The organism is Gymnodinialimonas mytili (assembly GCF_037544085.1).
GTDB classification, from domain to species: Bacteria; Pseudomonadota; Alphaproteobacteria; order Rhodobacterales; family Rhodobacteraceae; genus Gymnodinialimonas; species Gymnodinialimonas mytili.
Genome location: NZ_JBBIFW010000001.1, coordinates 917,984 through 941,348, shown reverse-complemented (window position 1 = coordinate 941,348; position 23,365 = coordinate 917,984). Strand labels below are relative to the sequence as shown.

General features: G+C 60.9%; 26 protein-coding genes. 11 read left to right on the top strand and 15 right to left on the bottom strand.

The features are described 5' to 3' along the window. Positions 1-9: 9 nt before the first annotated feature. Genes V8J82_RS04675 through cobU form a run of 3 tightly spaced genes read right to left on the bottom strand, consistent with a single transcriptional unit; the run spans position 10 to position 1,860 of the window. Positions 10-690, bottom strand: coding sequence for a glutathione S-transferase (locus tag V8J82_RS04675; RefSeq protein WP_339972644.1), 681 nt, complete (start codon positions 688-690; stop codon positions 10-12). A gap of 58 nt (positions 691-748) precedes the next feature. Beyond that, a complete protein-coding gene (locus V8J82_RS04670) occupies positions 749-1,327 on the bottom strand; it encodes a histidine phosphatase family protein (protein ID WP_339972642.1) in 579 nt (192 codons plus the stop codon). Continuing rightward, the gene (gene cobU / locus V8J82_RS04665; protein WP_339972640.1) at positions 1,321-1,860 is read right to left on the bottom strand and encodes a bifunctional adenosylcobinamide kinase/adenosylcobinamide-phosphate guanylyltransferase; all 540 of its coding nucleotides are present in this window, start codon (positions 1,858-1,860) and stop codon (positions 1,321-1,323) included. The genes V8J82_RS04670 and cobU overlap by 7 nt, the downstream gene beginning before the upstream one ends. A gap of 102 nt (positions 1,861-1,962) precedes the next feature. Between cobU and V8J82_RS04660 the strand changes: the two genes are divergently transcribed. The 7 genes from V8J82_RS04660 to V8J82_RS04630 all read left to right on the top strand — a co-directional run bounded on the left by V8J82_RS04660 (position 1,963) and on the right by V8J82_RS04630 (position 9,763). Next, positions 1,963-2,844: an RNA polymerase factor sigma-32 gene (locus tag V8J82_RS04660; RefSeq protein WP_339972637.1), complete on the top strand. Its 882-nt coding sequence runs from the start codon at positions 1,963-1,965 to the stop codon at positions 2,842-2,844. Positions 2,845-3,154: 310 nt separating this feature from the next. Next, entirely contained in the window at positions 3,155-4,351 is a 1,197-nt protein-coding gene (gene coaBC / locus V8J82_RS04655; RefSeq protein WP_339972635.1) for a bifunctional phosphopantothenoylcysteine decarboxylase/phosphopantothenate--cysteine ligase CoaBC, read from the top strand. Between the two features lie 46 nt (positions 4,352-4,397). Further along, a complete protein-coding gene (dut, locus tag V8J82_RS04650) occupies positions 4,398-4,856 on the top strand; it encodes a dUTP diphosphatase (RefSeq protein ID WP_339972633.1) in 459 nt (152 codons plus the stop codon). Continuing rightward, complete coding sequence (locus V8J82_RS04645) at positions 4,856-5,908, top strand: HesA/MoeB/ThiF family protein (protein ID WP_339972630.1); 1,053 nt, start codon at positions 4,856-4,858, stop codon at positions 5,906-5,908. Before dut ends, V8J82_RS04645 begins: the two co-directional genes overlap by 1 nt. A gap of 66 nt (positions 5,909-5,974) precedes the next feature. Further along, complete coding sequence (locus tag V8J82_RS04640) at positions 5,975-6,763, top strand: transporter substrate-binding domain-containing protein (protein WP_339972628.1); 789 nt, start codon at positions 5,975-5,977, stop codon at positions 6,761-6,763. 39 nt (positions 6,764-6,802) lie between these two features. Beyond that, on the top strand, positions 6,803-7,600 hold the full coding sequence (locus V8J82_RS04635; RefSeq protein ID WP_339972626.1) for an amino acid ABC transporter permease: 798 nt from the start codon (positions 6,803-6,805) through the stop codon (positions 7,598-7,600). 144 nt (positions 7,601-7,744) lie between these two features. Continuing rightward, a complete protein-coding gene (locus V8J82_RS04630) occupies positions 7,745-9,763 on the top strand; it encodes a M3 family metallopeptidase (RefSeq protein ID WP_339972624.1) in 2,019 nt (672 codons plus the stop codon). A gap of 97 nt (positions 9,764-9,860) precedes the next feature. Here V8J82_RS04630 and V8J82_RS04625 read toward each other — a convergent pair whose 3' ends face one another. Both V8J82_RS04625 and V8J82_RS04620 read right to left on the bottom strand, forming a co-directional pair. Then, on the bottom strand, positions 9,861-10,256 hold the full coding sequence (locus V8J82_RS04625; protein WP_339972622.1) for a GFA family protein: 396 nt from the start codon (positions 10,254-10,256) through the stop codon (positions 9,861-9,863). Between the two features lie 112 nt (positions 10,257-10,368). Next, positions 10,369-10,950 carry an SH3 domain-containing protein gene (locus V8J82_RS04620; protein WP_439650031.1) on the bottom strand — a complete coding sequence of 194 codons (582 nt, stop codon included), beginning with the start codon at positions 10,948-10,950 and terminating at the stop codon, positions 10,369-10,371. A gap of 135 nt (positions 10,951-11,085) precedes the next feature. Here V8J82_RS04620 and V8J82_RS04615 point away from each other — a divergent pair, with 135 nt between their 5' ends. From V8J82_RS04615 to V8J82_RS04600, 4 genes are all read left to right on the top strand, one after another. Continuing rightward, complete coding sequence (locus V8J82_RS04615) at positions 11,086-12,072, top strand: 2-hydroxyacid dehydrogenase (protein ID WP_339972620.1); 987 nt, start codon at positions 11,086-11,088, stop codon at positions 12,070-12,072. Beyond that, entirely contained in the window at positions 12,069-12,992 is a 924-nt protein-coding gene (locus V8J82_RS04610) for a hypothetical protein (protein WP_339972618.1), read from the top strand. The genes V8J82_RS04615 and V8J82_RS04610 overlap by 4 nt, the downstream gene beginning before the upstream one ends. A gap of 87 nt (positions 12,993-13,079) precedes the next feature. Beyond that, positions 13,080-13,214 (top strand): hypothetical protein, encoded by a 135-nt coding sequence (locus tag V8J82_RS04605; protein WP_339972616.1) that lies wholly within the window; start codon positions 13,080-13,082, stop codon positions 13,212-13,214. Between the two features lie 205 nt (positions 13,215-13,419). After that, the gene (locus V8J82_RS04600; RefSeq protein ID WP_339972614.1) at positions 13,420-15,900 is read left to right on the top strand and encodes a GcvT family protein; all 2,481 of its coding nucleotides are present in this window, start codon (positions 13,420-13,422) and stop codon (positions 15,898-15,900) included. Positions 15,901-15,906: 6 nt separating this feature from the next. Here the strand turns inward: V8J82_RS04600 and V8J82_RS04595 are convergent, their stop codons facing one another. From V8J82_RS04595 to V8J82_RS04550, 10 genes are all read right to left on the bottom strand, one after another. Continuing rightward, positions 15,907-16,461, bottom strand: a complete 555-nt coding sequence (locus V8J82_RS04595) for a hypothetical protein (RefSeq protein ID WP_339972612.1) — start codon at positions 16,459-16,461, stop codon at positions 15,907-15,909. A gap of 82 nt (positions 16,462-16,543) precedes the next feature. Beyond that, a complete protein-coding gene (locus V8J82_RS04590) occupies positions 16,544-16,960 on the bottom strand; it encodes a universal stress protein (RefSeq protein WP_339972610.1) in 417 nt (138 codons plus the stop codon). Between the two features lie 214 nt (positions 16,961-17,174). Continuing rightward, positions 17,175-17,639 carry a hypothetical protein gene (locus tag V8J82_RS04585; protein WP_339972608.1) on the bottom strand — a complete coding sequence of 155 codons (465 nt, stop codon included), beginning with the start codon at positions 17,637-17,639 and terminating at the stop codon, positions 17,175-17,177. A gap of 66 nt (positions 17,640-17,705) precedes the next feature. Next, on the bottom strand, positions 17,706-18,230 hold the full coding sequence (locus V8J82_RS04580; RefSeq protein WP_339972606.1) for a dihydrofolate reductase family protein: 525 nt from the start codon (positions 18,228-18,230) through the stop codon (positions 17,706-17,708). Positions 18,231-18,398: 168 nt separating this feature from the next. Continuing rightward, on the bottom strand, positions 18,399-18,878 hold the full coding sequence (locus V8J82_RS04575) for a TrmO family methyltransferase domain-containing protein (protein WP_339972604.1): 480 nt from the start codon (positions 18,876-18,878) through the stop codon (positions 18,399-18,401). Continuing rightward, on the bottom strand, positions 18,871-19,803 hold the full coding sequence (locus V8J82_RS04570) for an AraC family transcriptional regulator (RefSeq protein ID WP_339972603.1): 933 nt from the start codon (positions 19,801-19,803) through the stop codon (positions 18,871-18,873). Before V8J82_RS04570 ends, V8J82_RS04575 begins: the two co-directional genes overlap by 8 nt. A gap of 34 nt (positions 19,804-19,837) precedes the next feature. Then, positions 19,838-21,673 (bottom strand): patatin-like phospholipase family protein, encoded by a 1,836-nt coding sequence (locus tag V8J82_RS04565; protein ID WP_339972601.1) that lies wholly within the window; start codon positions 21,671-21,673, stop codon positions 19,838-19,840. A 99-nt stretch (positions 21,674-21,772) separates the two neighbouring features. Then, positions 21,773-22,444, bottom strand: coding sequence for a DUF938 domain-containing protein (locus V8J82_RS04560; RefSeq protein WP_339972600.1), 672 nt, complete (start codon positions 22,442-22,444; stop codon positions 21,773-21,775). After that, positions 22,441-22,893 carry a hypothetical protein gene (locus V8J82_RS04555; RefSeq protein ID WP_339972598.1) on the bottom strand — a complete coding sequence of 151 codons (453 nt, stop codon included), beginning with the start codon at positions 22,891-22,893 and terminating at the stop codon, positions 22,441-22,443. Before V8J82_RS04555 ends, V8J82_RS04560 begins: the two co-directional genes overlap by 4 nt. Next, positions 22,890-23,348 (bottom strand): hypothetical protein, encoded by a 459-nt coding sequence (locus V8J82_RS04550; protein WP_339972596.1) that lies wholly within the window; start codon positions 23,346-23,348, stop codon positions 22,890-22,892. Before V8J82_RS04550 ends, V8J82_RS04555 begins: the two co-directional genes overlap by 4 nt. Positions 23,349-23,365: the final 17 nt, after the last annotated feature.

Here is a 23,365-nt window from a genome sequence, read left to right as displayed (position 1 = left end):
GAGCCAGATCTAAAGTAACGGAAACGGTACACGCTGAAGGTGCGGCATATCGTAGATTGCAAGCTCGTCATCTTCGGTCAGCCCCGCCTCGCGCCATTTTTGGAAAACGGGCAGGCGGGTCACTGCTTGCGCATAGGCGCGTGTGGGCTCTGACATTGGCAGCCCATAGGTCAAAAGACGTGTCACAACCGGGGCGTAGAAGACATCCACCAAGCTGATCGCGCCATGCAAGAAAGGCCCACCCGAAGCGTCGAGCGCCTCTTGGAATAACTGGTCCACTCGCGCCACATCGGACAGCACGGCTTCAGAAGGCTCAAATCCCGCCCACCCCGTGCGCAGGTTCATGGGGCAGGCGCCGCGCAGTGCTGTGAAGCCGGAATGCATTTCAGCAATCGTACTCATCGCGGTGGCGCGGGCGCGGGGATCTTCAGGCAGGAGCCCGTGATCGGGGAAGGCCTCGGCCAGATGCCAGCCAATGGCGAGGCTATCGGTCAGGAGCCCGCCCTTGGGTGTTCGCACTGCGGGCACCGTGCGATGACCGCCAAACGCTGCAACATCGTCATAAAAAGAGTCGCCGTAGATCAAGGCGGAGTGGACCTCGACCGGGATGTCGAAGGCGGTGAATGCCAGCCAGCCGCGCAGCGACCAGCTGGAATAGGACTTTTGTCCGATCAAGAGAGCATATGTCATGTCGGGATAGACACGTATCGCCGTGGTGGCGTCAAACCAAAGCCTGTGATGAAGCGGATCACGGGCGATGATTGACAACATCCAGCGCCCAACCCTCTGCGCCGTGGATCAAGGCCGTGGCGGATAGTGGGTCAATCCGGTGGCCAAGCGCGGTGTATGGGTCGAGTTGCGTGAAGCTCGACATCAGGCAGAGGATCGCGCCGAAATGCGCTACAACGATCAGATCGCCCGGGTGCCGCGCCAATAGCGTTGCGACGCTGCCCGAGGCGCGGCGACTGACATCATTCCAGCTTTCCCCATTGGGCGGGGCCACTTCACCCGGTTCCTCCCAAAAGGCGCGGCTGAGTTCGGGATGCTCTGCGGCGATCTGATCGAACATTACCCCGTCCCAATCGCCGAAGTTGAACTCACGCAGATCTGGATCGTGCGGCAGGCGTCGCCGCCCACCCGCAATGGCATCGGCGGTTGCCACCGCGCGTTTCAGATCGGAAGAAATGATGGGCGCGTTTTCGGGAAGCCAATCACGCATCCGGCCAACGGCTTCGGTATCCGACAAGTCGGCGGGCACGTCCCGCCATCCGGTAAATGCCTGTTGATGGGTGGGGCCGTGACGCACCAGGATCAGGCGCCTTACCACGCGGGGCCCTCCAACTGCCCTTTCAGGACCATTGGTAACCCGGCGGTCACCTGCACCACCAGATCGGCCTGTCGGGCGAGGCGCTGGTTCACGGCGCCTTGCGCGCGTTGGAATGCGCGGGCTAGCGCGTTTTCAGGGACGATGCCGCCGGATACTTCGTTGCTGACGGCGACCAGCGGCCCAGGGAGGTCGCGAAACGCGTCGCTCAGCGCGTCCAATTCGGACTCCCACTCCTCGTTTTGCAGCATCAGGTTGCTGAGCCAGAAGGTCATGCAGTCCAACAATACGGCCTCGCCGGTTTGAACTTCCGCCAAAGCGCGCACCGCATCGCGCGGCGCCTCGATCGTGCGCCAGCCTTGCCCCGCGCGCAATTGGCGATGGGCGGCAATCTTGGTGGCCATTTCGGCATCGAACGCCTCGGCCGTTGCGACATACACTTTCGCCAGCCCAGACTGGCCCAAAAGATCTTCGGCAAACGCGGACTTTCCGCTGGCGGCGCCGCCGAGAACTAGGGTGAGAGGGGGGAGACGCAATTTTATGTCCGCAAAAGTGATCCAACCGGTTTTTCCGGTCGTAACCCTTGAGAACCACGCGATACGGCGTGGCCAACAGGAACCCAGATCCGGGAGGTCGTTATGGCATTAGACATGGGCGGAGACCAGTCTCTTTCCCGCCGCGCGATGAAGGCGGAGCTACTGGACGCTGAAACGGAATTGCGCCTCGCCTACGCATGGCGCGATGATCGCTGCGAAGAATCCTTGCACCGTTTGGTTACGGCTTATATGCGCCTCGCCATTTCCATGGCGGCCAAGTTCAAACGCTACGGCGCACCGATGAACGACTTGATCCAAGAAGCGGGTCTCGGCTTGATGAAAGCGGCCGATAAGTTTGATCCCGACCGCGGCGTGCGCTTTTCGACCTATGCGGTGTGGTGGATCAAAGCATCGATACAGGATTACGTGATGCGTAATTGGTCGATGGTGCGAACCGGATCGACATCATCACAGAAATCGTTGTTCTTCAATATGCGCCGCGTGCAAGCGCGCCTTGAGCGTGAGGCGATGGCGGCGGGTGAAGTGCTCGACAAGCATCAATTGCGCCAGATGATCGCGACCGAAGTTGGCGTGCCGCTGCACGACGTGGAGATGATGGAAGGCCGCCTGGCTGGATCAGATTATTCGCTAAACGCCACGCAATCGGTTGAAGATGAGGGTCGTGAATGGATCGACACGCTGGAAGATACCAGCGAACAGGCCACAGAGCTTGTGGAGCACGATCATGACACAGCGCAATTGCGCGAATGGCTGATCACCTCGATGAACGCACTAAATGATCGCGAGCGGTTTATCGTGCGAGAGAGGAAGTTGCGCGAAGATCCACGGACATTAGAGAGCCTTGGGAATGAGTTGGGCCTTTCGAAAGAGAGGGTGCGCCAGTTGGAAGCTGCGGCGTTTTGCAAGATGCGCAAGACCCTTGAAGCGCAATCTAAGGAGGTTCGGACATTCTTCGCCGTCTGATCTTTATCGCGCCACTGGCGATGTTGGTGCTTTTGTTCGCCATCACCTTGTTGGTGGCCCCACCATCCAGCGCGGCACCAGAGGTGTATATGAGCCTTGCTCAAATGCTCTGAACACCTCGCACAACGCTGAATTGGGCCGGATTTTCCGGCCCTTTTTTCGTGTCCCATAGTCGCCGATACATTCAATCCTCTGCGCATCTGACTACATGACCCGCATACTTGCTCTACCCGCGAACTGGTTTTCTGCGGTTTCCCCAGGCTGCGAAGCGCAATAGGGTTACGCCCATAAGGCACGGGCGGAGGGTAAGATGCTGGCCGGAAAGCGCATTCTACTGATCATTGGTGGCGGGATCGCGGCCTTTAAGTCGTTGGATCTGATCCGTCGATTGCGGGATCAGGGCGTGAAGGTGACACCGGTTCTCACCAAAGCCGCTGAGGAATTTGTGACACCGCTATCGACTTCGGCTCTGGCGGCCGAAAAGGTATATCGTGATTTGTTCGATCTGACTGACGAGGCCGAGATGGGTCATATCGAACTGAGCCGCGCTGCAGATCTGGTCGTTGTCGCACCCACAACCGCTGATCTGATGGCGAAAATGGCCCATGGACATGCGAATGACCTGGCCTCGACCCTGTTGATGGCGACCGACAAGCGCGTGCTGATCGCGCCCGCGATGAATGTGCGGATGTGGGAGCATCCGGCGACCCAACGCAATCTGGCAATTCTGACAGGCGATGATGTGCTGGTCGTGGGGCCAGATGAAGGGAATATGGCCTGTGGCGAATACGGGCCAGGCCGGATGGCTGAGGTCCCGGACATCATCGCAGCCATCGGGGCCGCGCTGGGCGAAGGCCCGTTGAAACGGCGCCACGTTTTGGTGACATCCGGTCCCACCCATGAACCGATCGATCCGGTACGCTATATCGCCAATCGATCCTCGGGGGCGCAGGGCACCGCGCTAGCGGCAGCATTGCGCGATCTTGGTGCGCGGGTGACATTCGTGACTGGACCCGCCGATGTGCGGCCACCTATCGGCGTTGAGATTGTGGCGATTGAAACCGCTGCGCAGATGCTTGATGCGGTCGAAGCCGCCTTGCCCGCCGATGCCGCCGTCTTTGCTGCAGCGGTGGCCGATTGGCGGGTCGAGAATGCCAGCGAGAGCAAGATGAAGAAGGATGGCTCGGGCCAAGCTCCGGCGCTGTCATTTGCCGAAAATCCCGACATTCTAGCGACAATTTCAAAAGGCCAATCGCGGCCTGGGCTGGTGGTTGGGTTTGCGGCGGAGACCGACGATGTCGTGGCCAATGCGACCGCGAAGCGAGCGCGCAAGGGCTGTGATTGGATCGTGGCCAATGATGTCTCGCCTGAGACAGGTATCATGGGTGGGGATGAAAACCGGATCGTGCTGATATCGCAAGACGGCGCGGAGGATTGGCCTAGATTGCCGAAGGACGAAGTCGCGCGGCGGCTGGCCCAACGCATTGCCGACGCGGTCGCGGGTTGAGGTGTTTTGTGGGTATTTGGAGCCAATGGAAGAGGCCAACGGGCGCATGAAAATCGAGATTCTGCGTGAGGACTGGGCCGATTTGGATGTGCCTCTGCCCGGCTATGCGAGTGCCGGGGCAGCAGGCGCTGATCTGCGCGCAAACTTTCCGGCGGCAGAGCGGGCCGGGATGATCCTGGCCCCGGGCGCGCGGGCTCTGGTGCCCACAGGGCTGCGCGTGGCGATCCCGGACGGATTCGAGATGCAGATCCGTCCGCGGTCAGGTCTTGCCCTGAAGCACGGGGTTACCCTGGCCAATGCGCCCGGGACCATTGACGCCGATTATCGCGGGCCGCTGGGGATTATCCTAATCAATCTGGGCGACATGCCATTCGATGTCACCCATGGCGCGCGGATTGCGCAAGCGGTGATCGCACCAGCCCCCCAAATGCACTTTGAGATGGTCGAGGCGTTGTCCGAGACGCCCCGCGGGGTGGGTGGCTTTGGATCGACGGGAACGGATTGATGTTCTTTGTGTTCCTGATCGCAGGGGTCCTGTGGGGCATCGGTCATCTGATGAAAGCGCCGATCCAGGCTCGGGTTTACATGCTCAGCTTGCTCTATGTGGCGGTACTGGCAATGCAGGTGGCGCTGCCAGAAGGTCATCCGCTGCGCGAGGCGACCGGCGGCTCGCCCGCTTTGTGGCTGCTTTTGGGGGCTGCGGCAGTTTTGGCGGTTGGCTACCGTGCCCTGCTGGTTCGGTTGCGTGGCCGCGCCGAGGTGTTGGAGGCCGCGCGCGATAGCCAGGCCTCGGCGCCAGCGGGGCCGTTTTCGGCCGTCGAGCTCGAGCGCTATGCGCGCCATATCACCTTGCCGGATATCGGCGGCGGTGGTCAATTGGCGCTGAAAAACGCCAAGGTTCTGGTGGTGGGGGCGGGGGGCTTGGGTTCTCCGGCATTGTTGTACTTGGCGGCGGCAGGGGTCGGGCGGCTGGGCGTCATCGATCCTGACACCGTGGATCTGACCAACTTGCAACGCCAAGTGATCCATACCGATCCGCGCCTGGACATGCCCAAAGTGTTTTCCGCCGAAGAGGCGATCAAACAGCTTAACCCGATGGTCGATATGCGGCCCTATAATCGCGAATTGACCGACGAGATCGCCGAGTCGCTGTTTGCCGATTTCGACCTGATCCTGGATGGCACCGACACCTATGCCACTCGGGCGCTGATCAACCGTGCGGCTGTGGCCGCCGGGCGCCCGGTGGTTGCAGGCGCGATCTCCGCCTGGGAAGGGCAGTTGACGCTTTACGATCCGGCGGGGGGCGCGCCCTGCCTGGCCTGCATCTTCCCCAAAGCTCCGGGGCCGGAATTGGCTGCAACCTGTTCCGAGACCGGTGTGATCGGTGCTCTGCCCGGTGTGATCGGATCGATGATGGCGCTGGAGGCGATCAAGGAGATTACTGGCGCGGGCACCGGTCTGCGCGGTCGGATGATCATCCACGACGCACTGCACGCGGAAAGCCGCACAATCGTCGTGCAGCGCCGGGCCGATTGCAAGGTTTGCGGCGGGCTCTAGGGCGAGCCCTCTTGCCCGGCGGCGTGCGCTGTTCATACTGGCGCCAACCAACATGGGAGACCTGACATGACCCGCCTGATCGCGATTGCGCTTGCTGCGCTGACCCCATTTGCCGCCGCCGCTGACGGGCATTTGCCTGATCTCGAGGGGCGTGAGGTGGTGGTTGTGACCGAAAACGCCTATCCGCCGCTGCAATTCATCGATCCGGTCAGCGGCTTGGCCATTGGCTGGGAATATGACGCGCTGGAGATCCTTGCTGAACGTCTGAACTTTACCCCGGTGATCGAGAATATCTCTTGGGATGCGATGATCCCGGCCGTCTCTGAGGCGCAATATGATATGGGGATGACCGGGATCACCATCCGCGAAGACCGTGATGAATTGGTCGATTTTAGCGCGCCCTACATGGTCAGCCAGATGCGGATGCTGGTCGGAGCCGATGAAACCCGGTTCAGTACCGCTGAGGAATTCGCCGCCGATGAAGAGTTGTTGATCGGCACGCAGGCAGGGACGACCCCGTTCTATGTGGGGGTCTATGACGTGCTGGATGGGGATGAAGCGAACCCGCGGCTGGTTTTGTTCGAGACCATCCCCGCCGCGATCCAAGCGCTGATCTCGGGTGATGTGGATATGGTTCTGGCCGATAGCGCCGGGGGCCAAGGATATGTCAGCGCCAATCCTGACCGCTTGCAAATGATTGGCGACCCGCTCGGCACTGAAGAATTCGGTTTCATCTTCCCCAATGATAGCGATCTGGTCGCGGCCTTCGATGCCGGTATCGAGGCGATGCGCGCGGATGGGACATTGGAAGAGCTCGACCAAAGGTGGTTTGTCGACTACGCCCTGGGCCAGTAGAGCACCGCGCGCCGGGCCTGCCGACGCGTAGCCTCCCCCATGCTGTACCCCGCACCGCAGGATAAAGACTTTCCCTGGTGGCTTGTGGCGCTTGGCGTCCTGGCGCTGATTGCCGTGTGGCGCATGGCCAGCGATCCGATTTATCAGCAATTGGTTGTGACCCTGCAACGAGGCGTCGGGATCACGGTGTTCGTCACGCTGGTTGGGTTCACCATGGCGTCGCTGATGGGGATGGGCCTGGCGTTGATGAGCCTGTCGCGCAGCCTGGTGCTGCGGCAAATCGCACGATTTTATATCGAGATTGTCCGCGGTGTGCCGATCATCGTGCTTCTGCTTTATGTGGCCTTCGTGTTCGCTCCAGCGATTGTCGCGGGGTATAATTGGGTGGCCGAAGTTTTGGGTGGGGAAGCGATCCGCACGCGGGATTTCCCGCTTCTATGGCGGGCGATCATCGCGTTGGCGGTGGGCTATTCCGCGTTCATTGCCGAGGTGTTCCGCGCTGGTTTACAATCGGTGGATGTGGGGCAATTGGAGGCGGCCGATGCGCTGGGGCTCAGCCGCTGGAATCGTTTCAGGCACATCGTTTTTCCCCAAGCGATCCGAACGATCCTGCCGCCCTTGGGCAATGACTTCGTGGCGATGGTGAAGGACAGCTCACTGGTATCGGTTTTAGGGGTTTTGGATGTGACGCAGTTGGGCAAAGTGATTGCCGCGTCGAATTTCCGGTATTTCGAGACCTACAACGTGGTGGCGTTGATCTACCTGACGATGACGGTCGGTTTGTCGCTGCTGCTGAGACGGTTGGAAGTCTATTTGCGGCAAGGGGAGCGGCGCTAGGGATTGCGCTGCCCTGCGGCGTCGCTGGTGGCTCACTTCGTTCGCCTTTGGGTCGTCGCCCCTCGCCCCCAGGATATTTTTTGAAACAGAGAAGGGTGTAGACGGCAAGGTTCAGACCTATCTTTAGGAGAAAGGAGATCTCTGATGACCAACCCGCTGCTTGAGACCTGGGAAACGCCGTTTGAGATGCCGCCTTTCGCGGCAATTGAAGATGCGCATTTCGCGCCTGCGATGGCGCAGGCGATCGATCAGGCGCGCGCGGGGGCAATGGCGATCGCGGACAATCCTGAGCCTGCCACCTTCGCAAACACGATCGATGCGCTGGAGATGTCGGATGTTGTTTTGGACCGTGTGGCGGGTGTGTTCTACAATCTGGCAGGTTCGGATGCGACACCGGAACGCGAGGCCCTGCAGCGTGATTTTGCGCCGAAATTGTCGGCATTGTCCTCGGAAATCACCAGCAATGCTAAGCTGTTTGCGCGGATCGCCGATTTGTGGGAGCGGCGCGCAACATTGGATCTGACCGCCGAACAGGCGCGGGTGTTGGAACTGACCCATCGCGACTTTGTCCGCGCAGGCGCTGCATTGCAGGGAACTGAGGCGGACCGGTTGAAACAGGTCAAGTCGCGTCTGGCAGTGTTGGCTACGGAATTCATGCAGAACCTGCTGGCCGATGAGCGGGAATGGTTCATGGCATTGAGCGAGGCGGATTTGGACGGCTTGCCGGATTTTGTGGTGGATGCCGCACGCGCGGCAGGCGAGGAGAAAGGCGTCGATGGGCCGGTGGTGACGCTGTCGCGATCTTTGATCGTACCGTTTCTGCAGTTTTCACCGCGTCGGGATCTGCGCGAGACGGCGTTCCGGGCCTGGGCGGCGCGGGGCGCAAATGGCGGCGAAACGGACAATCGTGATATCGCTACCGAGACACTCTCATTGCGCGACGAACGCGCGAAGCTGTTAGGCTACAAGGATTTCGCTTCGTTCAAGCTGGAAACCGAGATGGCGGGATCGGCAGATAACGTGCGCGAATTGCTGATGGCTGTTTGGGCCCCCGCGAAAGCGCAGGCCGAGGCGGATGCCGAAAAGCTGACCGCGATGATGGCCGAAGACGGCGTGAACGGCCCGCTGGAGCCATGGGATTGGCGCTATTATTCGGAGAAGCGGCGCAAGGCCGAACATGACCTCGATGAGGCCGAGCTAAAGCCCTATTTGAGCCTGGAGGCGATGATCGAGGCTGCATTTGATTGCGCCAATCGGTTGTTCGGATTGGAATTCAAGCCGCTGGAAATTGACCTCTACCACCCTGATGCAAGGGCCTGGGAGGTGACGCGGAATGGCGCCCATATAGCCGTTTTCATAGGCGATTACTTCGCGCGTGGCAGCAAGCGGTCGGGTGCGTGGTGTTCGGCGATGCGTTCGCAGAAAAAACTGGGCGGTGATACGCGCCCGATTGTCGTGAATGTCTGCAACTTTACCAAGGGCGACCCTGCGCTTTTGTCCTATGACGATGCGCGCACTCTGTTTCACGAATTTGGACACGCTCTGCATCAGATGCTGAGCGATTTGACCTATGTGTCGATCAGCGGCACCTCGGTGGCGCGCGACTTTGTAGAGCTGCCCAGCCAGCTTTATGAGCACTGGCTTGAAGTACCTGAGGTTCTTGAGGAATTCGCCACCCATGTGGATACGGGCGAGGCGATGCCAAAGGATCTGTTGGACCGGCTTTTGGCCGCGCAAACCTATGATATGGGCTTTGCGACAGTGGAATACGTGGCCTCGGCGCTTGTCGACCTGGATTTTCATGACGGGGCGACGCCAAGCGATCCGATGGCGGCCCAGGCGGCCACGTTGGAGCGCATCGGGATGCCGCGTGCGATCACCATGCGCCACGCCACACCGCATTTCGCCCATGTCTTTGCGGGTGATGGATATTCCAGCGGCTACTACAGCTATATGTGGTCCGAAGTGATGGATGCCGATGCGTTCGCAGCCTTTGAAGAGGCGGGCGGGCCATTTGATACGGCTATGGCAAAGTCGCTTGAAGACAATATCCTGTCAGCGGGGGGCAGCCAGGAGGCGGATGTGCTCTACACCGCGTTCCGAGGCCGGATGCCGACTATCGACGCTCTTTTGAAGGGGCGTGGATTGGATCGGGTCGCCTGATCGATCTGCGCCAGACCGATGCGACTGGATCGGGGTATGTTGGTCAGACTGATGCCTGCGTACCCCGATATGCCGGGCCCATGCGGCTGCGATCTGATCAGAACCAAAGATCGGCAACGCAACCGATTTGATTTGGAGTTTCTTTGAAGGCCACCAACCCGTCGAAATGCCGAACAGACAGATGCGCGATCGCGTCGGGTTCATCCGCCATTCTCAGATTTACCGCGATCTGAGTGCGTCCGTCGGAACGCGGCGTCAGCTCGCGCCACCAGGTGACGCAACCGCAGTTTGGGCAATGATGAAACCCCAATTTGCGATCCCCGCGGACATAAATCTCGGTCTCGCCGTGCGTTGTGATGCGTTGATCTTCCCAACCATAGGCCCAAAGTGCGCCATAGCGGCGGCAGATTGTGCAGTTGCAGGCGGTCGCCCTACCGGGATCGCCTTCGAAGGTCCAGCGGACCGCTTCGCAATGGCACGCACCAGTGAGCATGAATGGGCCCTCCGCGATTAGATTGGCCATAGAGCGGCGTGATGATCTTCGAGGATCCCGATCCGCAGATCAATCGCCGTATCGACCAGGTGCAACACGCCGAGGAAATGGGTCAGTCAAAGACCTCACCCGGATCGACGCCCCATATGGCATTGGCGTCAACCCAACCGCGAAACCCCTCGACCTCCATCAGGCACCAACCGGGCTGGCATTCGCGCAGGCGCCCGGTCACGCCAAGCTCGGCATGGGCGCGGACATGGGACGCGGCATCGGGTCGAGCATGAAGCGCCAGCATGTCCACTTCAACAATCGCGCTGCGTTCACCCGACAAGAGCGAATAGTGCATCCAACCGCCCGCACCGTCGCGGTCGATCACGCGGCGCCAATGGCCGTGTTCGGCGACGATCATCATCGGCATATTGCGGCGGGTGAACACCCAATCGATGCGGTGGCTGCGCGAAGGTCCGCGGCGGGCATTGCCTTCGGTCGCGCGCATCGACACGAAGCGTGGCAGCGGAAATCCGGTGACAGGGCCGACAATTTCAGCTGCGGGTTCGGCGATGGGCGTGTCAACCGGAGCGGCGGTCAAGGTCAGGGGGCTGATCGTCTCAGGCCGCGGTTGCGGTGCGGTCTGTGCCAACGCAAACGTACTGGCACAGGATGCCAGCAGGCCGATCAGAACAATCCGGATCATGATGTCTCCTGCCCTTATGCGGCCTTGGTCGGGGACCGCGCATGTAACCTCAAACACCCCCACGATCTTGCGCCGCGGGTGGCGTTCGTAGAGTGTCACTTTCACAGGCAAGACCCAAGCGTTCGGAGGAACCCCATGGCAAGTGAGCGGATAAGTGTTGTCGTTACGCGACGGTTGCCGGAGGCCGTGGAAACGCGGATGAGCGAGCTGTTTGACGTGCAATTGCGCGAAGATGATCGCCCCATGGGCCGCGAGGAACTGGTCGACGCAATGGCCCGCGCCGACGTGTTGGTGCCCTGCATCACCGACCGGATCGATGGCGGTATGCTGGGCCAGGCCGGTGATCGGTTAAAGCTGATCGCGAATTATGGCGCTGGAGTGGATCATGTGGATGTGGCCACCGCGCGCCAGCGCGGCATTCTGGTCAGCAACACACCCGGCGTAATGACCGATGACACCGCCGATATGGCGATGGCGCTGATACTGGGCGTTCTGCGTCGTGTGCCCGAGGGCATGGATGTGATGGAGCGTGGCAATTGGGATGGCTGGGCGCCGACGGCCTTTATGGGCGGACGCGTGGCCGGCAAGCGGCTGGGCATTCTGGGCATGGGACGGATCGGCCAAGCTGTGGCCAAACGCGCCGCCGCTTTCGGGATGCAGGTGCACTACCACAATCGCCGCCGTGTCCATGCCGATATCGAAGCGACTTTGGAGGCGACCTATTGGGAAAGCCTGGATCAGATGATCGCGCGTATGGATGTGGTCAGCGTGAATTGCCCCCATACGCCCAGCACGTTTCACCTGATGAATGCGCGCCGCCTGAAACTGATGAAGCCCGAAGCGGTGATCGTGAACACGTCGCGCGGGGAAGTGATCGACGAGAATGCGCTCACTCGGATGCTGCGCGCCGGTGAGATTGCGGGCGCTGGTCTGGACGTGTTCGAAAAGGGCCGTGAAGTGAACCCGCGTCTGCGCGAATTGCCCAATGCGGTTCTTTTGCCACATATGGGCAGCGCCACACGGGAGGGGCGGATTGAGATGGGAGAGAAGGTGTTGATCAATATCAAGACCTTTTCTGACGGGCACCGACCGCCGGACTTGGTCGTGCCGAGCATGCTGTGAGCGGGCGACAGGAGCCGCCGCTGCGTGCACCGTCTGCGCCGGACCGCCCCGTTTTGCGTGCCGATGCGCGCGACGGCGCCGCGCGGCAGTCGATCTGGCGGCCTATCGTTTTGGCATTGGCTGGATTGGTCTGTCTGTTGGTGGGTTTGGTGGATCTATCCGGTCGATCTGCCAATCCGGCTGTGCCACCCGCGATCAGCGCCGCCGAAGATATCGCGGCGGTGACGGCGGGTGTGTATGTTTCGCTTCGTGCGATCAACGCGGCCCTGTCCGCAGCCCAGGAGGTCGAGGTTGGTGCCTCCATCGGTGCGCAGGCCTCGGTTCAGCCCTTGAAGGTGCTGGAGCCCGTGGATGACACGGTAGAACGTGTGGCCGATGTGGTCTTTGCCGTGGCAGCCGGCGCGGCACTGGCGGTTGTCGGGCTGGAACCGGTGGCGGCATTGGGCCTAGTCGTGCTGGGCCTGGGATTGTTGGGATATGGTTTCGGACGCGGATCGGTGGCGCGAGCCAGCCTAAGGGCAGTGCGTCTGGGCGTTGCATTGGGGTTGGTCTTGCCATTGGTCTTTGCGGGTGGCGTCTGGCTGGGCGAGGTCGCCACGCAGGCACAGTGGATGTCCGCGATGTCTGAGCTGGATGCCGTCGCGGGAGAGGCGCGCGTGTTGATTGGCGCGGGCGAAGCGGAATTACTGGAAACGGCCGAGAACTCCGACGGGATGCTGTCGGGTTTCCTGTCAGCGATCAACGGTGCGCGGGAATCGGTGCAATCCTATGTCGATGCGGCGGCGGTGTTCACCCGCGAGGCGGACACGCTGTTCTCGGCCACGCTCACGATTATCGGGATCTTCGTCCTGCGTGTAATCGTATTGCCAGTCTTGTTGCTATGGTCGGTCATGGTGTTGGTGCGGCGAAGCGTGGAATAGGCTGTTAGGCGGCGGACCATTCCTCTTTAGTGGGCCGGGGGGGCAGCATGGATTGGCGCCGGGCGCCAAGGCTTTCAAGTTCAGCACGTGGCAGATCGCGGCTTCCGTCCGCTGCCCGAAGGCACGCCCAGACACATTGATCTGCCGCACAACCTGCGCTTCGCGTGGGCGCCCTTGATCGAAGAAGGGGGGCCGATGGCCTCCTATGGGCCCGAGATGTGATGCCATCGCTGTTGCTGCGCCGATCATATCAAGAGCAGTGGCCTGGCCTGCAAGTCTATCTGCAGGCACGTGCCCTTTGAGGTAAGGCGCTTAACGGGCTGATGCGATGCATGTCGTTTTTCTACGGCGTTGTGTCGGGTGGGCAAGGCGCGCTTGGCCCGGATCGGTCACGGTGGGCCAGATTTCTAGCGGCGAGGCGTGAGCGATGAAAACCCAAGTGAAAGCACTGATTGTGGGCGGCGGCGCCGTCGGGACCTCGATCGCGTATCATTTGGCAAAGGCGGGTTGGTCGGATGTGGTTCTGCTGGAGCGAGACGAGCTGACCAGCGGATCGACCTGGCACGCCGCGGGTCTGCTGCCGCTGTTCAATATGTCTTATGCAACCAGCCATATCCACGACTACTCTGTGAAGTTCTACAAAACGCTGGAGGAAGAGACTGGCCTGAATGCGGGTTTCAGCGTGGTAGGCAATCTAAGGATGGCCCAAAGCCAGGCGCGGATGGACGAATATATGCTCTACGCTAGCACGGCTGAAACGGTGGGGATCCCGTTTGAATGGCTGTCGCCCGAGCAGATCAAAGAGCGCTATCCGCTAGTCCGCACCGAAGACCTGATCGGCGCGATTTATCACCCGACCGATGGCTACATTAACCCAGCCGATGTGACGATGGCGATGGCCAAGGGCGCGCGGCAGCGGGGCGTTTCGGTCGAGCGCAAGTGGCAGGTGGATGGCTATGAATGGCGCGGCGATCATTGGGCCGTGACCTGCACGAAAACGGTCGAGAAAGGCGGCAACCTGGTGCCTTCCGACGAGCAAATCGTGGTGAAGGCCGAACATGTGGTGACGGCGACAGGCAACCATGCGCAGCGCACCGCAAAGCTGCTTGGGATCAGGATCCCAGCCATCCCGGTTGAACATCAATATATTGTCACAGAGCCTGATCCGGCGCTGGTCGATTGGCGCAAGGAGAATGGCGAACACCCGGTGCTCCGCGATGCCGATGCCAAATGGTATGTGCGCGAAGAACGGGGCGGTTGGATCCTCGGGCCCTACGAGCGCAACGCACCCGCCAGGTTCCTTTATGACGTGCCCGAGAGCTTCCGCGCGGATCTGTTCCCCTTGGATCTAGAACGGATTGAAGAAGAATACATGTCGATGATCCATCGGATCCCGTCTTCGGAGACCGCCGGTCTAAAGGACGATTACAATGGTCCGATTTGCTACACGCCCGACGGCAATCCGCTGGTCGGTCCCGCGCCGGGGCTGCGGAACATGTGGCTTGCGGAGGGGTTTTCGTTCGGGATCACCGCGGCGGGTGGCACCGGCTACTACTTGGCGCAGGTGATGGTGGAGGGGGAGGCCGAGATCGACATGGCCTCGCTCGATCCCAAGCGCTATGGCGGCGATTGGATGACGACCGAATATGCGGCACGCAAGAACGAGGAATGCTACGAGCATGTTTACGTGCTCCACCATCCCGACGAAGAACGACCTGCCTGCCGCCCGCTGCGCACTGCGCCTGCTTATGACCGGCAGAAGGCATTGGGCGCGCAATTCGGCTGTGTGAATGGGTGGGAGCGACCGAATTACTATGCGCCCGATGCCTTCTCGGATCATGATGCGCGCTCATTCCGTCGCGGCGGCTGGTGGGAATATGCACGGGCTGAAGCACAGGCAGTGCGCGAGGGGTGTGGTCTGATCGATGCCACGGCCTTCGCCAAGCACCGGATCAGCGGGCCGGGCGCGACCGGTTTCCTCGACTGGTTCACCTGCAACAAACTGCCCAAGGTCGGGCGGATCAACCTGACCTATGCGCTGACAGATGCGGGCACGACGCGGACCGAATACACGATCATTCGGACGGGTGAGGACGATTATACGTTGATTTCCGCGGGTGCCTGGCACGCCTATGATCAGGATTTCCTATACAAGAATATCATGGAGCAGGAGGACCGGTTCGGCCGGATTAATGAGGAAGACGTGACCACGAAGTGGGGCGTTTTCGCCATCGCCGGGCCGAAAGCGCGCGAGGTGATGGGTCGGTTGGTGAAGGATGCGGACCCTGATACCGTCCTGTCCAACAAGCGGTTCCCCTGGTTGAGCGTGCGCGATATCGAACTGGGCATGTGTCCGATCCGCGCAGTCCGGGTGGCCTATACCGGCGAGTTGGGGTGGGAATTGCACCACCCGATGGAGATGGGCTGCTATCTTTGGGATCTGCTGATCGCCGAGGGGGTGACACCGGTCGGGGCGCGGGCGCAGAACTGGTTGCGCCAGGAAAAGAGCTATCGCGCCTTTGGTACCGAACTGGGCCGGGATGCGACGCCTCTGGAGGCTGGCTTGGACCGGTTTGTGGATCTGTCGAAGGATTTCCACGGCAAGGCGGCGATGCAGGCCTTGGGTATTCGGTCGACTTGCGTGACGGTGCTGGTGGATGGGCCCGACGATGCCGATCCTTGGGGGCGCGAGGCGCTTTTGTGGGATGGCGAAAAGGTCGGGCGCCTCACTTCGGGTGGGTATTCGGTGGCCTTCGGCAAAAGCATCGGGATGGGCTATGTGCGCCCTGACCTGGCAGTGCCGGGCACCAAGTTGAAGGTACGGATGTTCCGCGAGCTTTATGATGCAGAGGTTGTGGAGGATTCACCCTATGACCCGAGCAATGCGGTGATCCGCATGGATGGCTGACAGCGCTTAGACGATGATATCGATGGCTTCATCCAGCGCGACCGGGCCGCGATGCAGGACATGCGGAATGCCGACAAACAAAAGTGGTGGGCGCCCCAGGGCATGCATTTCGTGGAAATACGTTGTGGTGCCGACCGGCAATTCTCCAAGCGTGGCAAGTCGCTCAGAGGAATAAGCGACTACATCCGTTTTGGCGGCCCCCAGATCAGCGCTTGGCCCGGCGTTTGTGTACAGCCAGATCGCTGTGGTACTTGCTGAAAGCCCGGCCTTTTCGACCGGGATTGCCAAGAAGCGCAGACCATCGCGTGGCCAGCTATGCCCAGTCTCAAGCATTGCGGACCGGATTGCCGCCGGGTGGACGGTCGAGAATTGCACACAATCGCCCCAATGACAGCCAAGCTCGGGTAGGGGACGACTTGGAATGGCCGCCCGCCCGAGATACTTGGCCATATGGCGGTCGAACAAATCCGGGTGAGCGTCACGCAGAGTGTTAAGCGGAACCAGTGCCGCCCCCCGCAGGTCGTGCGGTCGCAGGTGATAGATGATGGGCGATGTGCTCATCAGGACAGCCTCAAAGGCCTGTGCCGCGGTGACTGCCTGCACGCCTTTCGCTGATGAATGGTGTGGCGGGCCCTGGTGACGATCACCGCACGATATGTACCGAGATTGGCGCATGGCTTGCGACATATCCGGCATTCGATGACAAGAAATGGTCACGAATGCCCGGGATGTGGCTGGCCATAACGATAAGGTCGCACTCGGCCTCTTTTGCGGTTCTGATGATATCGGAGCCCACATTCAGATGCAGATCGCCGCGCAACGCCACATGATCTTGTGTTGCAATCCCGTGGGCTTCGGCTTGTTCTTTTGTGAATGCTTTCAGACGTTCGGCCATACGCTCCCCTTCGGTGCGCGGCGATGGGGTCGGGACGGCATCAACCACATTCACATAAACGACCGTGCCACTTGAGGCCTGTGCCGCTTGCGCGGCGGCGTCCAGCGCTTTGGCCAGCTTATCGATATGGTCCAGATCGACGGGTACGAGAATTTTGGAATACATGTTGGCTTCTCCCTCCTGTAACCAAGATTGCAGAGCGGTGCCTCGGGGGCTTTGATTTTGATCAAAGCCGTCGTGATGGGCGAAAGGTTGCAGATCCGGAGAGGGATGTAGCCGTCCGCGCTATGATTGAGCGCAGACGGGTCGCGTGATTAAGGCGCCAGATCCACACGGACTTGGCGCCTTCGACCCAGCGATGACCAGTGCCGGCGTAAAATCACTCCGACATCAGGGCCTGCATGGTTGCGGGGTCCATCATCATCTGCATCATGCCGCTTTCCTCCATCCGGCGCATGGAGACTTCCATGGCGCGGCAGGTGGTGGCGATGGTCATCGCAACGTCTTCGTTCAGCGGCACAGGGGTCGCAGCGCCCATCTGTTCCATCGACGTGATCTGAGTGGTGGCGAAGGCTTCCATCGCAACGACGTAGTCCGTGGCCGCTTGATCGCCGCCGACGCTGCGGATCTCGTTGAGAGTGCATTGGCCCACTTCGCGCATCTCCTCATCCCATTCCCAATCGACCATCACGGGTTCCAACTGGGGTGCGCGGGCGATCATGAACGTCGCCATGTTTTGGCCGGCGGCCTCCGATGCGGTTTCCAAACGTTCGAGTTCGGATTGTGCGGCGGCGGGTAGGGCAAAGGCGGCAAGGGCGGCGGTGGTCAGCAGGGCAAGGCGCATGAAAAGGGTCCTTTTCTGAAATAGGAGACACGCAACCAATGACCCGGCTGCGCGTCCCCGTCGAGGTCAGGGAATCCGGAAGGCCTGATATAGCAGTCCGTTGCCGTAGTCGCGCTGCTCCAGTAGCGACAATGTGAAAGACGGCGTGCCGGGTGCAAAAAGCGGTATCCCACTGCCCAGGATGCAGGGCGCGCGTTTCAGCCGCAATTCTGACAGATGGCACGCTTGCGCCAGAGCTTGGGCAAGCACGCCACCGCCGCATAGATAGATCGGTCCCTCGGCCTGTTGCCGCAGCGTATTCAGAGCTGACAGATCGCGCCAAAGCTCAATCTCCGACGTCTCAGGCAGTTCGAGCTTGGAGGAGACCACGATGCTGCGCATATGCGGATAGGGATTGGCGCCCGGCGGTAAGCCGTGGGCCAAGCCGAATTCGTAGGTCGCGCGGCCCATAAGCGCGACGGCATAGTTTTGCAGTCGGGCCATGTAATCGTCCACGATTGGGCCGCTATGGGGAAAGGCGGACACGTCCGCATCGGGGCCACAAATGTAGCCATCGGCGGAGACCGCCACGTCATAGATGATAGGGTGCAAGGGATTTCTCCGATGAAAGACAGCAAGCGGCACGCGACCGCGGGGTTTGATCGCTAAACTGTCTGAGTCATCGGCAGGGTCCTCCTATAACGCTTTCGATTTTAGTCAGGCGCCGGGCATGTGTCCAGCGCCGGTCCGCCTCGCGAGGGCGGTTCTCTCGGGTGCAGTCTACTCGCGGAACTCATTGTCCCAGTTGAAGGCCGCAGCAGCCTCCAGAGATGTCGGCCAATGGTCGAAATGAGTAGGTGTCTGGGCTTGGATCACGCGGTCGGAAGCCGGGACATAGGGCTTAATATCAAGGATCGGCGTGCCGTGGAGCAGATCGAAGTAATGCGACGTCACGAGCCCCGCCTGATGATCCACGGAGGCGATTGAAAAGACCGACAGGCCGATGGGATTTGGCCGCGCCTCGGATCGCGTTGCGAAAACGCCGAAATCCTCGGAGGTGGCGGTGTACGGCCGTGGGACGGTCATTTGCGCACGCTGATCGGTGCTATCGGTCTGATCGGCCCACCACAGCACGATCGCATGGCTGAACCCCGACAGACCAATAAGGCCATCGCGACACTCAGGCGTCAGCCGAATGCCGAATAGGCCATCCACACTCTCGCAGCTGCCGATGGGGATCAGGTTAAATGCATCAGTCATAATTATACTCCGCAGATTTGGGGGTCAGGGGAAGGCAGAGTGTGATGTCGAAACCCGTTTTGTCCGCGTTGGGGCGGTAGATCTCATATGCGGGGCGATTGCCCAGATCAGCCCGCGATCGCGGCAACCAATCCGAAAACAACCAATCCCAATACTTCGAAATACGGTGCATCTCAGAGGTCTTGAGAGAAACCCGCGCGCAAGCCGCCCGTCCGCCGGACAGGGTGCGGATTGCCACACGACCCAAAGGTTTGGTGCCCTTGGGAACGTCATGGCAGATATCGAGACGGAAGGTTTCTTCTTCTGCCAAGACTGAGTCTGACCAGGTTATGTTGATCGAGGCCTCAGGGGTTGGAAGACCAAACGCGGCGCGATGCCAAGCGCCCAACTCCGCGTAAACACGGCTGATCGCGGCGTGGGAATAGGCGCCGACATGGCGCAGGCTGGCCAGATGCCGGTCGGGCAGATCTTGGATATCAACATCGATACTCATGCCGTCGGGATAAACGGGCGTAGCGCGTAAAGCTTTTCCCATCCTGCGCAATCTGAAATCTGCGGGACGCTGTCGGCGATATAGGCTTGGCGCGCAGCCATGTGCTTTGTGAAATGCCTTGGAAAAGTTCGCGCTGCTGGAAAATCCGCAATTCAACGCAATCTCGGTAATGGCCGTGTTTCGATGATAGACTAGAGCCGTCGCTGCCATTTCCAGGCGCAAACGGCGAATACATTGTGCCACTGTCTCGCCGGTAACAGCGCGAAAAACGCGGTGGAAGTGGAACTCGGAAAACGCGGCGTGATCTGCAAGCGCGCGGATTGTGAAGGGATGGGCAGGGTCGGCACGGATCACATCCACGACTCGTTCGATCCGGCGATGATACTCCGTTCGGGTCCGATTTTTCTTGGGATGCGCAGCGGGATCTTGCATAGGCGAAAGTGCCGTGCCGGGTCGCGCGAGGCGATCAGGCGGCGCCTTGATCGAGATCGGGCTCGGCTGGGGCACCGGTTGCAGCGCGGCGGAGGGCGAACATCTGGGGATCGTCCTTGGCCTCCAAGCCGGCAAAGATGTCGGAGGCGTGCTTGTAAGCCATCTCGTAAAACAGCTTGTGCTGTCCCCAAGCAAGGAAGCCTGCACCGGTCAGGCCAGGCGGGCGGATCATCAAATCGGTGGGGTTAAGGTCGGCCATCATATCCGATTGTCCGACCAGCAGGGACCGCATCACGGTTGAGATCACACCCGGTACCCGTGCGCTAGGTTTCGCGAAGGGGTTCACGGTTTGCGCCAGCAACGCGCCGCGGCCCGGAAGGCTGTCATAATCCACGTGAACCAGCTTGTCGGTCGCCTTTTGCACATTCACCACGATATTGGGGCCTGTTTTGAGCCCGTGCATGGTGCGGAACGGCATATTGTCGATGCAGCCGCCATCCACCAGCATCCGCCCATCGGAGGTGAAGAAGGGTGGCAGAACACCCGGAATCGCCGAGGAGGCCCGGATGGCCTGCCACAATGGGCCGCGCCGGATCACCGTGGCCTCCATCGCCGACAGATCAGCGGCAACGGCATAGTAAGGCATCCAAAGATCCTCGATCGGCTCGTTGCTGAAATGCTCGACTAGTGCGGCATCCAACACTTTGTGATCAAGGAAAGCAAATTTCGGGACCGTGACACGCCGCATCGCACCGGACCGCACAAAGATCTCTTCGACCCGCGGCCCGATATCTTCGGGCGGGACCCCAAGCGCGATGGCACCCGCCATGGCTGAACCGACAGAGGTGCCGCCGACGATATCGACGGGCAGGCCAAGATCCCGCATCGCCCGAAAAACGCCGACATGCGCGACGCCAAAAGCACCGCCACCTGACAATACCAAACCAATCGCGCGGCCAGACAAAAACCGGCCCAAACGCGAGATATCGGCATCGCCGCCCGTCAGCGCCACATGGTGGTGTAGGAAAACCGGCCGGGTATCCAGCCAACGCCCGGTCCCCGCGGCCCGCTGCATCCGGTGGGGATGCAACAATACCAGCCTGCGTTGGCTCTCAGGCAGGATGGACAGAGCAAATTCCTCAAGTTCTGAGGGTGGCTGATAATGAACAGCCTGGGCCACAAACACGGCCTGATCGGCTTGTTTCAGCGCGGCGCGGGACCAGTCGCTGGCCTCGGGCGTGGCGATGAACAGCACAATGTTTGCGCTGCGTTCCTGGGTGTTTAGCCAGGCAATGGCCTGGGGGCTGGTCGGGTTCGCATCGGCGCCCAAGGCTTCGATGAGGCGATCTTGAGTTACGACGGCGACACTGTGGTGCTGCCGGATCGCCTCGGTCAGGTCGGGCACGAACCGCTCCGGCAACGGGGCGCCTGCGGCGGGCAGAATCGCAAATGTCCGTGCAGGTGGGCGGCCGGGATCGGGGCGCACACGGGCAGATGTGCGGGCCAGACGCATTGCCAGCTCTTCGGCCATTGCCTGCGGCAGCCCATCGACCTCGGCACAGAGGCGCGTATAGGCATCGCGGTCGATACGGTAGACCAGACTGTCGCGGGCGGCGACAACATCGGCGGTGCGGGGCGAGCCGGTTAGAAACGCGATTTCTCCCATCACCGAGCCCGCACCGATCTCGGCCAGGTCGACGCCATCGCGTTCCACCCGGAAGCGACCGGTTTCGACGAGGAACATCGCATCGGCGGTCGACCCTTCTGCGATCAACGTGGCGCCGCGCGACACCGGGGTGCTTTCCAGCCGCGACAGGGCCGGACCCTGGAGCAGAGAAAACAAACCTTCGGGCGCGAATTCGGGTGTCATTTCGGGGCCTTGTATCGTTGGGGTCGGGGCGTGGGGCGCAAGCTCATACGGGCCGCGACATTAACCGCAGCATCGGGAAAAGCGCAATGTGACGTTACGTTAGGACATGGCGCGGCGCGCCGTTAGCAAAAGGTTGTTGGCGGCCATGTCACGTGGCGGTTCTGGAATGAGACCGGCCTGGATCAATTGAGCCAAAACCCAATCGCGGTCCTTATAACCCGCGCCCGGCATATCCGCCGACAAACGCGCGTGGAAGGCCGCATCGCCGTCGGATGTCGTTTGTCCATCGCGCAGGAATGGGCCATAGATCGCCAAAATGCCGCCGCGCGCGGTGGCCTTGGCCGCTTCGGCCAGGCAGGTCTCGGCTTGCTCCACCGGGATCAGATGCAGCAGGTTGGCGAAGAACACCAAATCAAACGGAGCGTGCTCGGCGGCCCAACCGGGCGCGCAGGCATCCAGATCGATCGGCGCATCTATGTTGGAAGCGGGCTCTGCCGCGATCCAGGCTTTGATCGACGCCCGTCTGTCATCCGCCGGATCGCTGGGCTGCCAGTTGAGCCCGGGCATGGAGGCGGCAAAGCGGATCACGTGCTCACCGGTGCCCGCCGCAATTTCCAGCGCCCGCCCCGAGTTCGGCGCAATCTGGGCCAATGCAGCGGCGATTTCATCGCGATTGCGCAGGGCGGCGGGGGCCGACATACGCCCATCCCCGTCATCGGGTGCCACGGCATAGCGACGGTCGGGCGAGCCTGGGGGCGTCGATTGCGTCATTGCTGGGTCAGGATCTCCATCGCGCCGGACTCGACCATGCGCTGTTCGAAAACCTCCATGACTTGACAGTCAGACACGATTTCCAGCGCACGCTCATCGCTGAGCCCTTCTGGATTGTCGACCGGGTTTTCCCCGCCCAGCATATCCTGGGGTGTCAGGTCGGGCAGGGAGTTTTCCATCGCGGTGATCATGTCGCCCACTGGCGCCTCGCCGACCTCGTCGACAAAGCCATCATACATGCAACGATAGGCCGCGCGCAGCGGCTCGTCCCATTCGGGTGCAGGCATCCGGCCTTCCAGATCGGGCGCCACCTGGATGAAGGCTTGGTTCATCAGCGCATTCATCGCCTCGGTGACGACCTCGAAGCGCTCAAAATCCGATTGTGCATGCAGTGGAGCGGCGACCAATAGGCCAGCCGCCACCGACGCGGGCAAGCCAAGCGGTCTCATTGGCCCTGCAGCGCTTGCATCGCGCCCGATTCTGCCAAGCGCTGCATCTGCAATTCAACCATGCCGCAATCGTTGTTGATCGTCTGGACCTCGTTCGCCGTCAGACCCGCTGGCACGCCTGCCTCAAAGCTACCGGTCAGAATGTCGGACGGGCTGGCCGTCGCAATGGCGCGTTCCAACTCGTTCAGCATTGCCGTCACGCCATCTTCGCCCACGGAACGTTCATAGGCACGCAGTGCGCAGCGCCCGGCGCGACGCATCGGGCGGTCCCATTCGACGGAGGGTAATTGCCCTTCCAGCGCGGGAACCTGTTCCACGAGGCCTTGATAGGTCAGTGCCGTCATTTGCTCAGACAGGGCCTCGAACCGGTCGAGATTGGATTGCGCGACGGCCGCCATGGGAACGCAAATGGCAAGGGCGGCCAGGGTGGGGGTCAAAATACGGGGATGAAACAAAGATATTCTCCATCGGT

What these genes read in the sequence shown, in the direction of transcription:
- V8J82_RS04555 (WP_339972598.1), bottom strand. Translation starts at nt 22,893, where the DNA reads ATGAGACCGCTTGGCTTGCCCGCGTCGGTGGCGGCTGGCCTATTGGTC.
- V8J82_RS04575 (WP_339972604.1), bottom strand. Translation starts at nt 18,878, where the DNA reads ATGACTGATGCATTTAACCTGATCCCCATCGGCAGCTGCGAGAGTGTG.
- V8J82_RS04630 (WP_339972624.1), top strand. Translation starts at nt 7,745, where the DNA reads ATGACCAACCCGCTGCTTGAGACCTGGGAAACGCCGTTTGAGATGCCG.
- V8J82_RS04660 (WP_339972637.1), top strand. Translation starts at nt 1,963, where the DNA reads ATGGCATTAGACATGGGCGGAGACCAGTCTCTTTCCCGCCGCGCGATG.
- dut (WP_339972633.1), top strand. Translation starts at nt 4,398, where the DNA reads ATGAAAATCGAGATTCTGCGTGAGGACTGGGCCGATTTGGATGTGCCT.
- V8J82_RS04595 (WP_339972612.1), bottom strand. Translation starts at nt 16,461, where the DNA reads ATGAGCACATCGCCCATCATCTATCACCTGCGACCGCACGACCTGCGG.
- coaBC (WP_339972635.1), top strand. Translation starts at nt 3,155, where the DNA reads ATGCTGGCCGGAAAGCGCATTCTACTGATCATTGGTGGCGGGATCGCG.
- V8J82_RS04620 (WP_439650031.1), bottom strand. Translation starts at nt 10,950, where the DNA reads ATGATCCGGATTGTTCTGATCGGCCTGCTGGCATCCTGTGCCAGTACG.
- V8J82_RS04560 (WP_339972600.1), bottom strand. Translation starts at nt 22,444, where the DNA reads ATGACGCAATCGACGCCCCCAGGCTCGCCCGACCGTCGCTATGCCGTG.
- V8J82_RS04625 (WP_339972622.1), bottom strand. Translation starts at nt 10,256, where the DNA reads ATGCTCACTGGTGCGTGCCATTGCGAAGCGGTCCGCTGGACCTTCGAA.
- V8J82_RS04565 (WP_339972601.1), bottom strand. Translation starts at nt 21,673, where the DNA reads ATGACACCCGAATTCGCGCCCGAAGGTTTGTTTTCTCTGCTCCAGGGT.
- V8J82_RS04645 (WP_339972630.1), top strand. Translation starts at nt 4,856, where the DNA reads ATGTTCTTTGTGTTCCTGATCGCAGGGGTCCTGTGGGGCATCGGTCAT.
- V8J82_RS04615 (WP_339972620.1), top strand. Translation starts at nt 11,086, where the DNA reads ATGGCAAGTGAGCGGATAAGTGTTGTCGTTACGCGACGGTTGCCGGAG.
- V8J82_RS04640 (WP_339972628.1), top strand. Translation starts at nt 5,975, where the DNA reads ATGACCCGCCTGATCGCGATTGCGCTTGCTGCGCTGACCCCATTTGCC.
- V8J82_RS04600 (WP_339972614.1), top strand. Translation starts at nt 13,420, where the DNA reads ATGAAAACCCAAGTGAAAGCACTGATTGTGGGCGGCGGCGCCGTCGGG.
- V8J82_RS04635 (WP_339972626.1), top strand. Translation starts at nt 6,803, where the DNA reads ATGCTGTACCCCGCACCGCAGGATAAAGACTTTCCCTGGTGGCTTGTG.
- V8J82_RS04675 (WP_339972644.1), bottom strand. Translation starts at nt 690, where the DNA reads ATGACATATGCTCTCTTGATCGGACAAAAGTCCTATTCCAGCTGGTCG.
- V8J82_RS04570 (WP_339972603.1), bottom strand. Translation starts at nt 19,803, where the DNA reads ATGCAAGATCCCGCTGCGCATCCCAAGAAAAATCGGACCCGAACGGAG.
- V8J82_RS04590 (WP_339972610.1), bottom strand. Translation starts at nt 16,960, where the DNA reads ATGTATTCCAAAATTCTCGTACCCGTCGATCTGGACCATATCGATAAG.
- V8J82_RS04585 (WP_339972608.1), bottom strand. Translation starts at nt 17,639, where the DNA reads ATGCGCCTTGCCCTGCTGACCACCGCCGCCCTTGCCGCCTTTGCCCTA.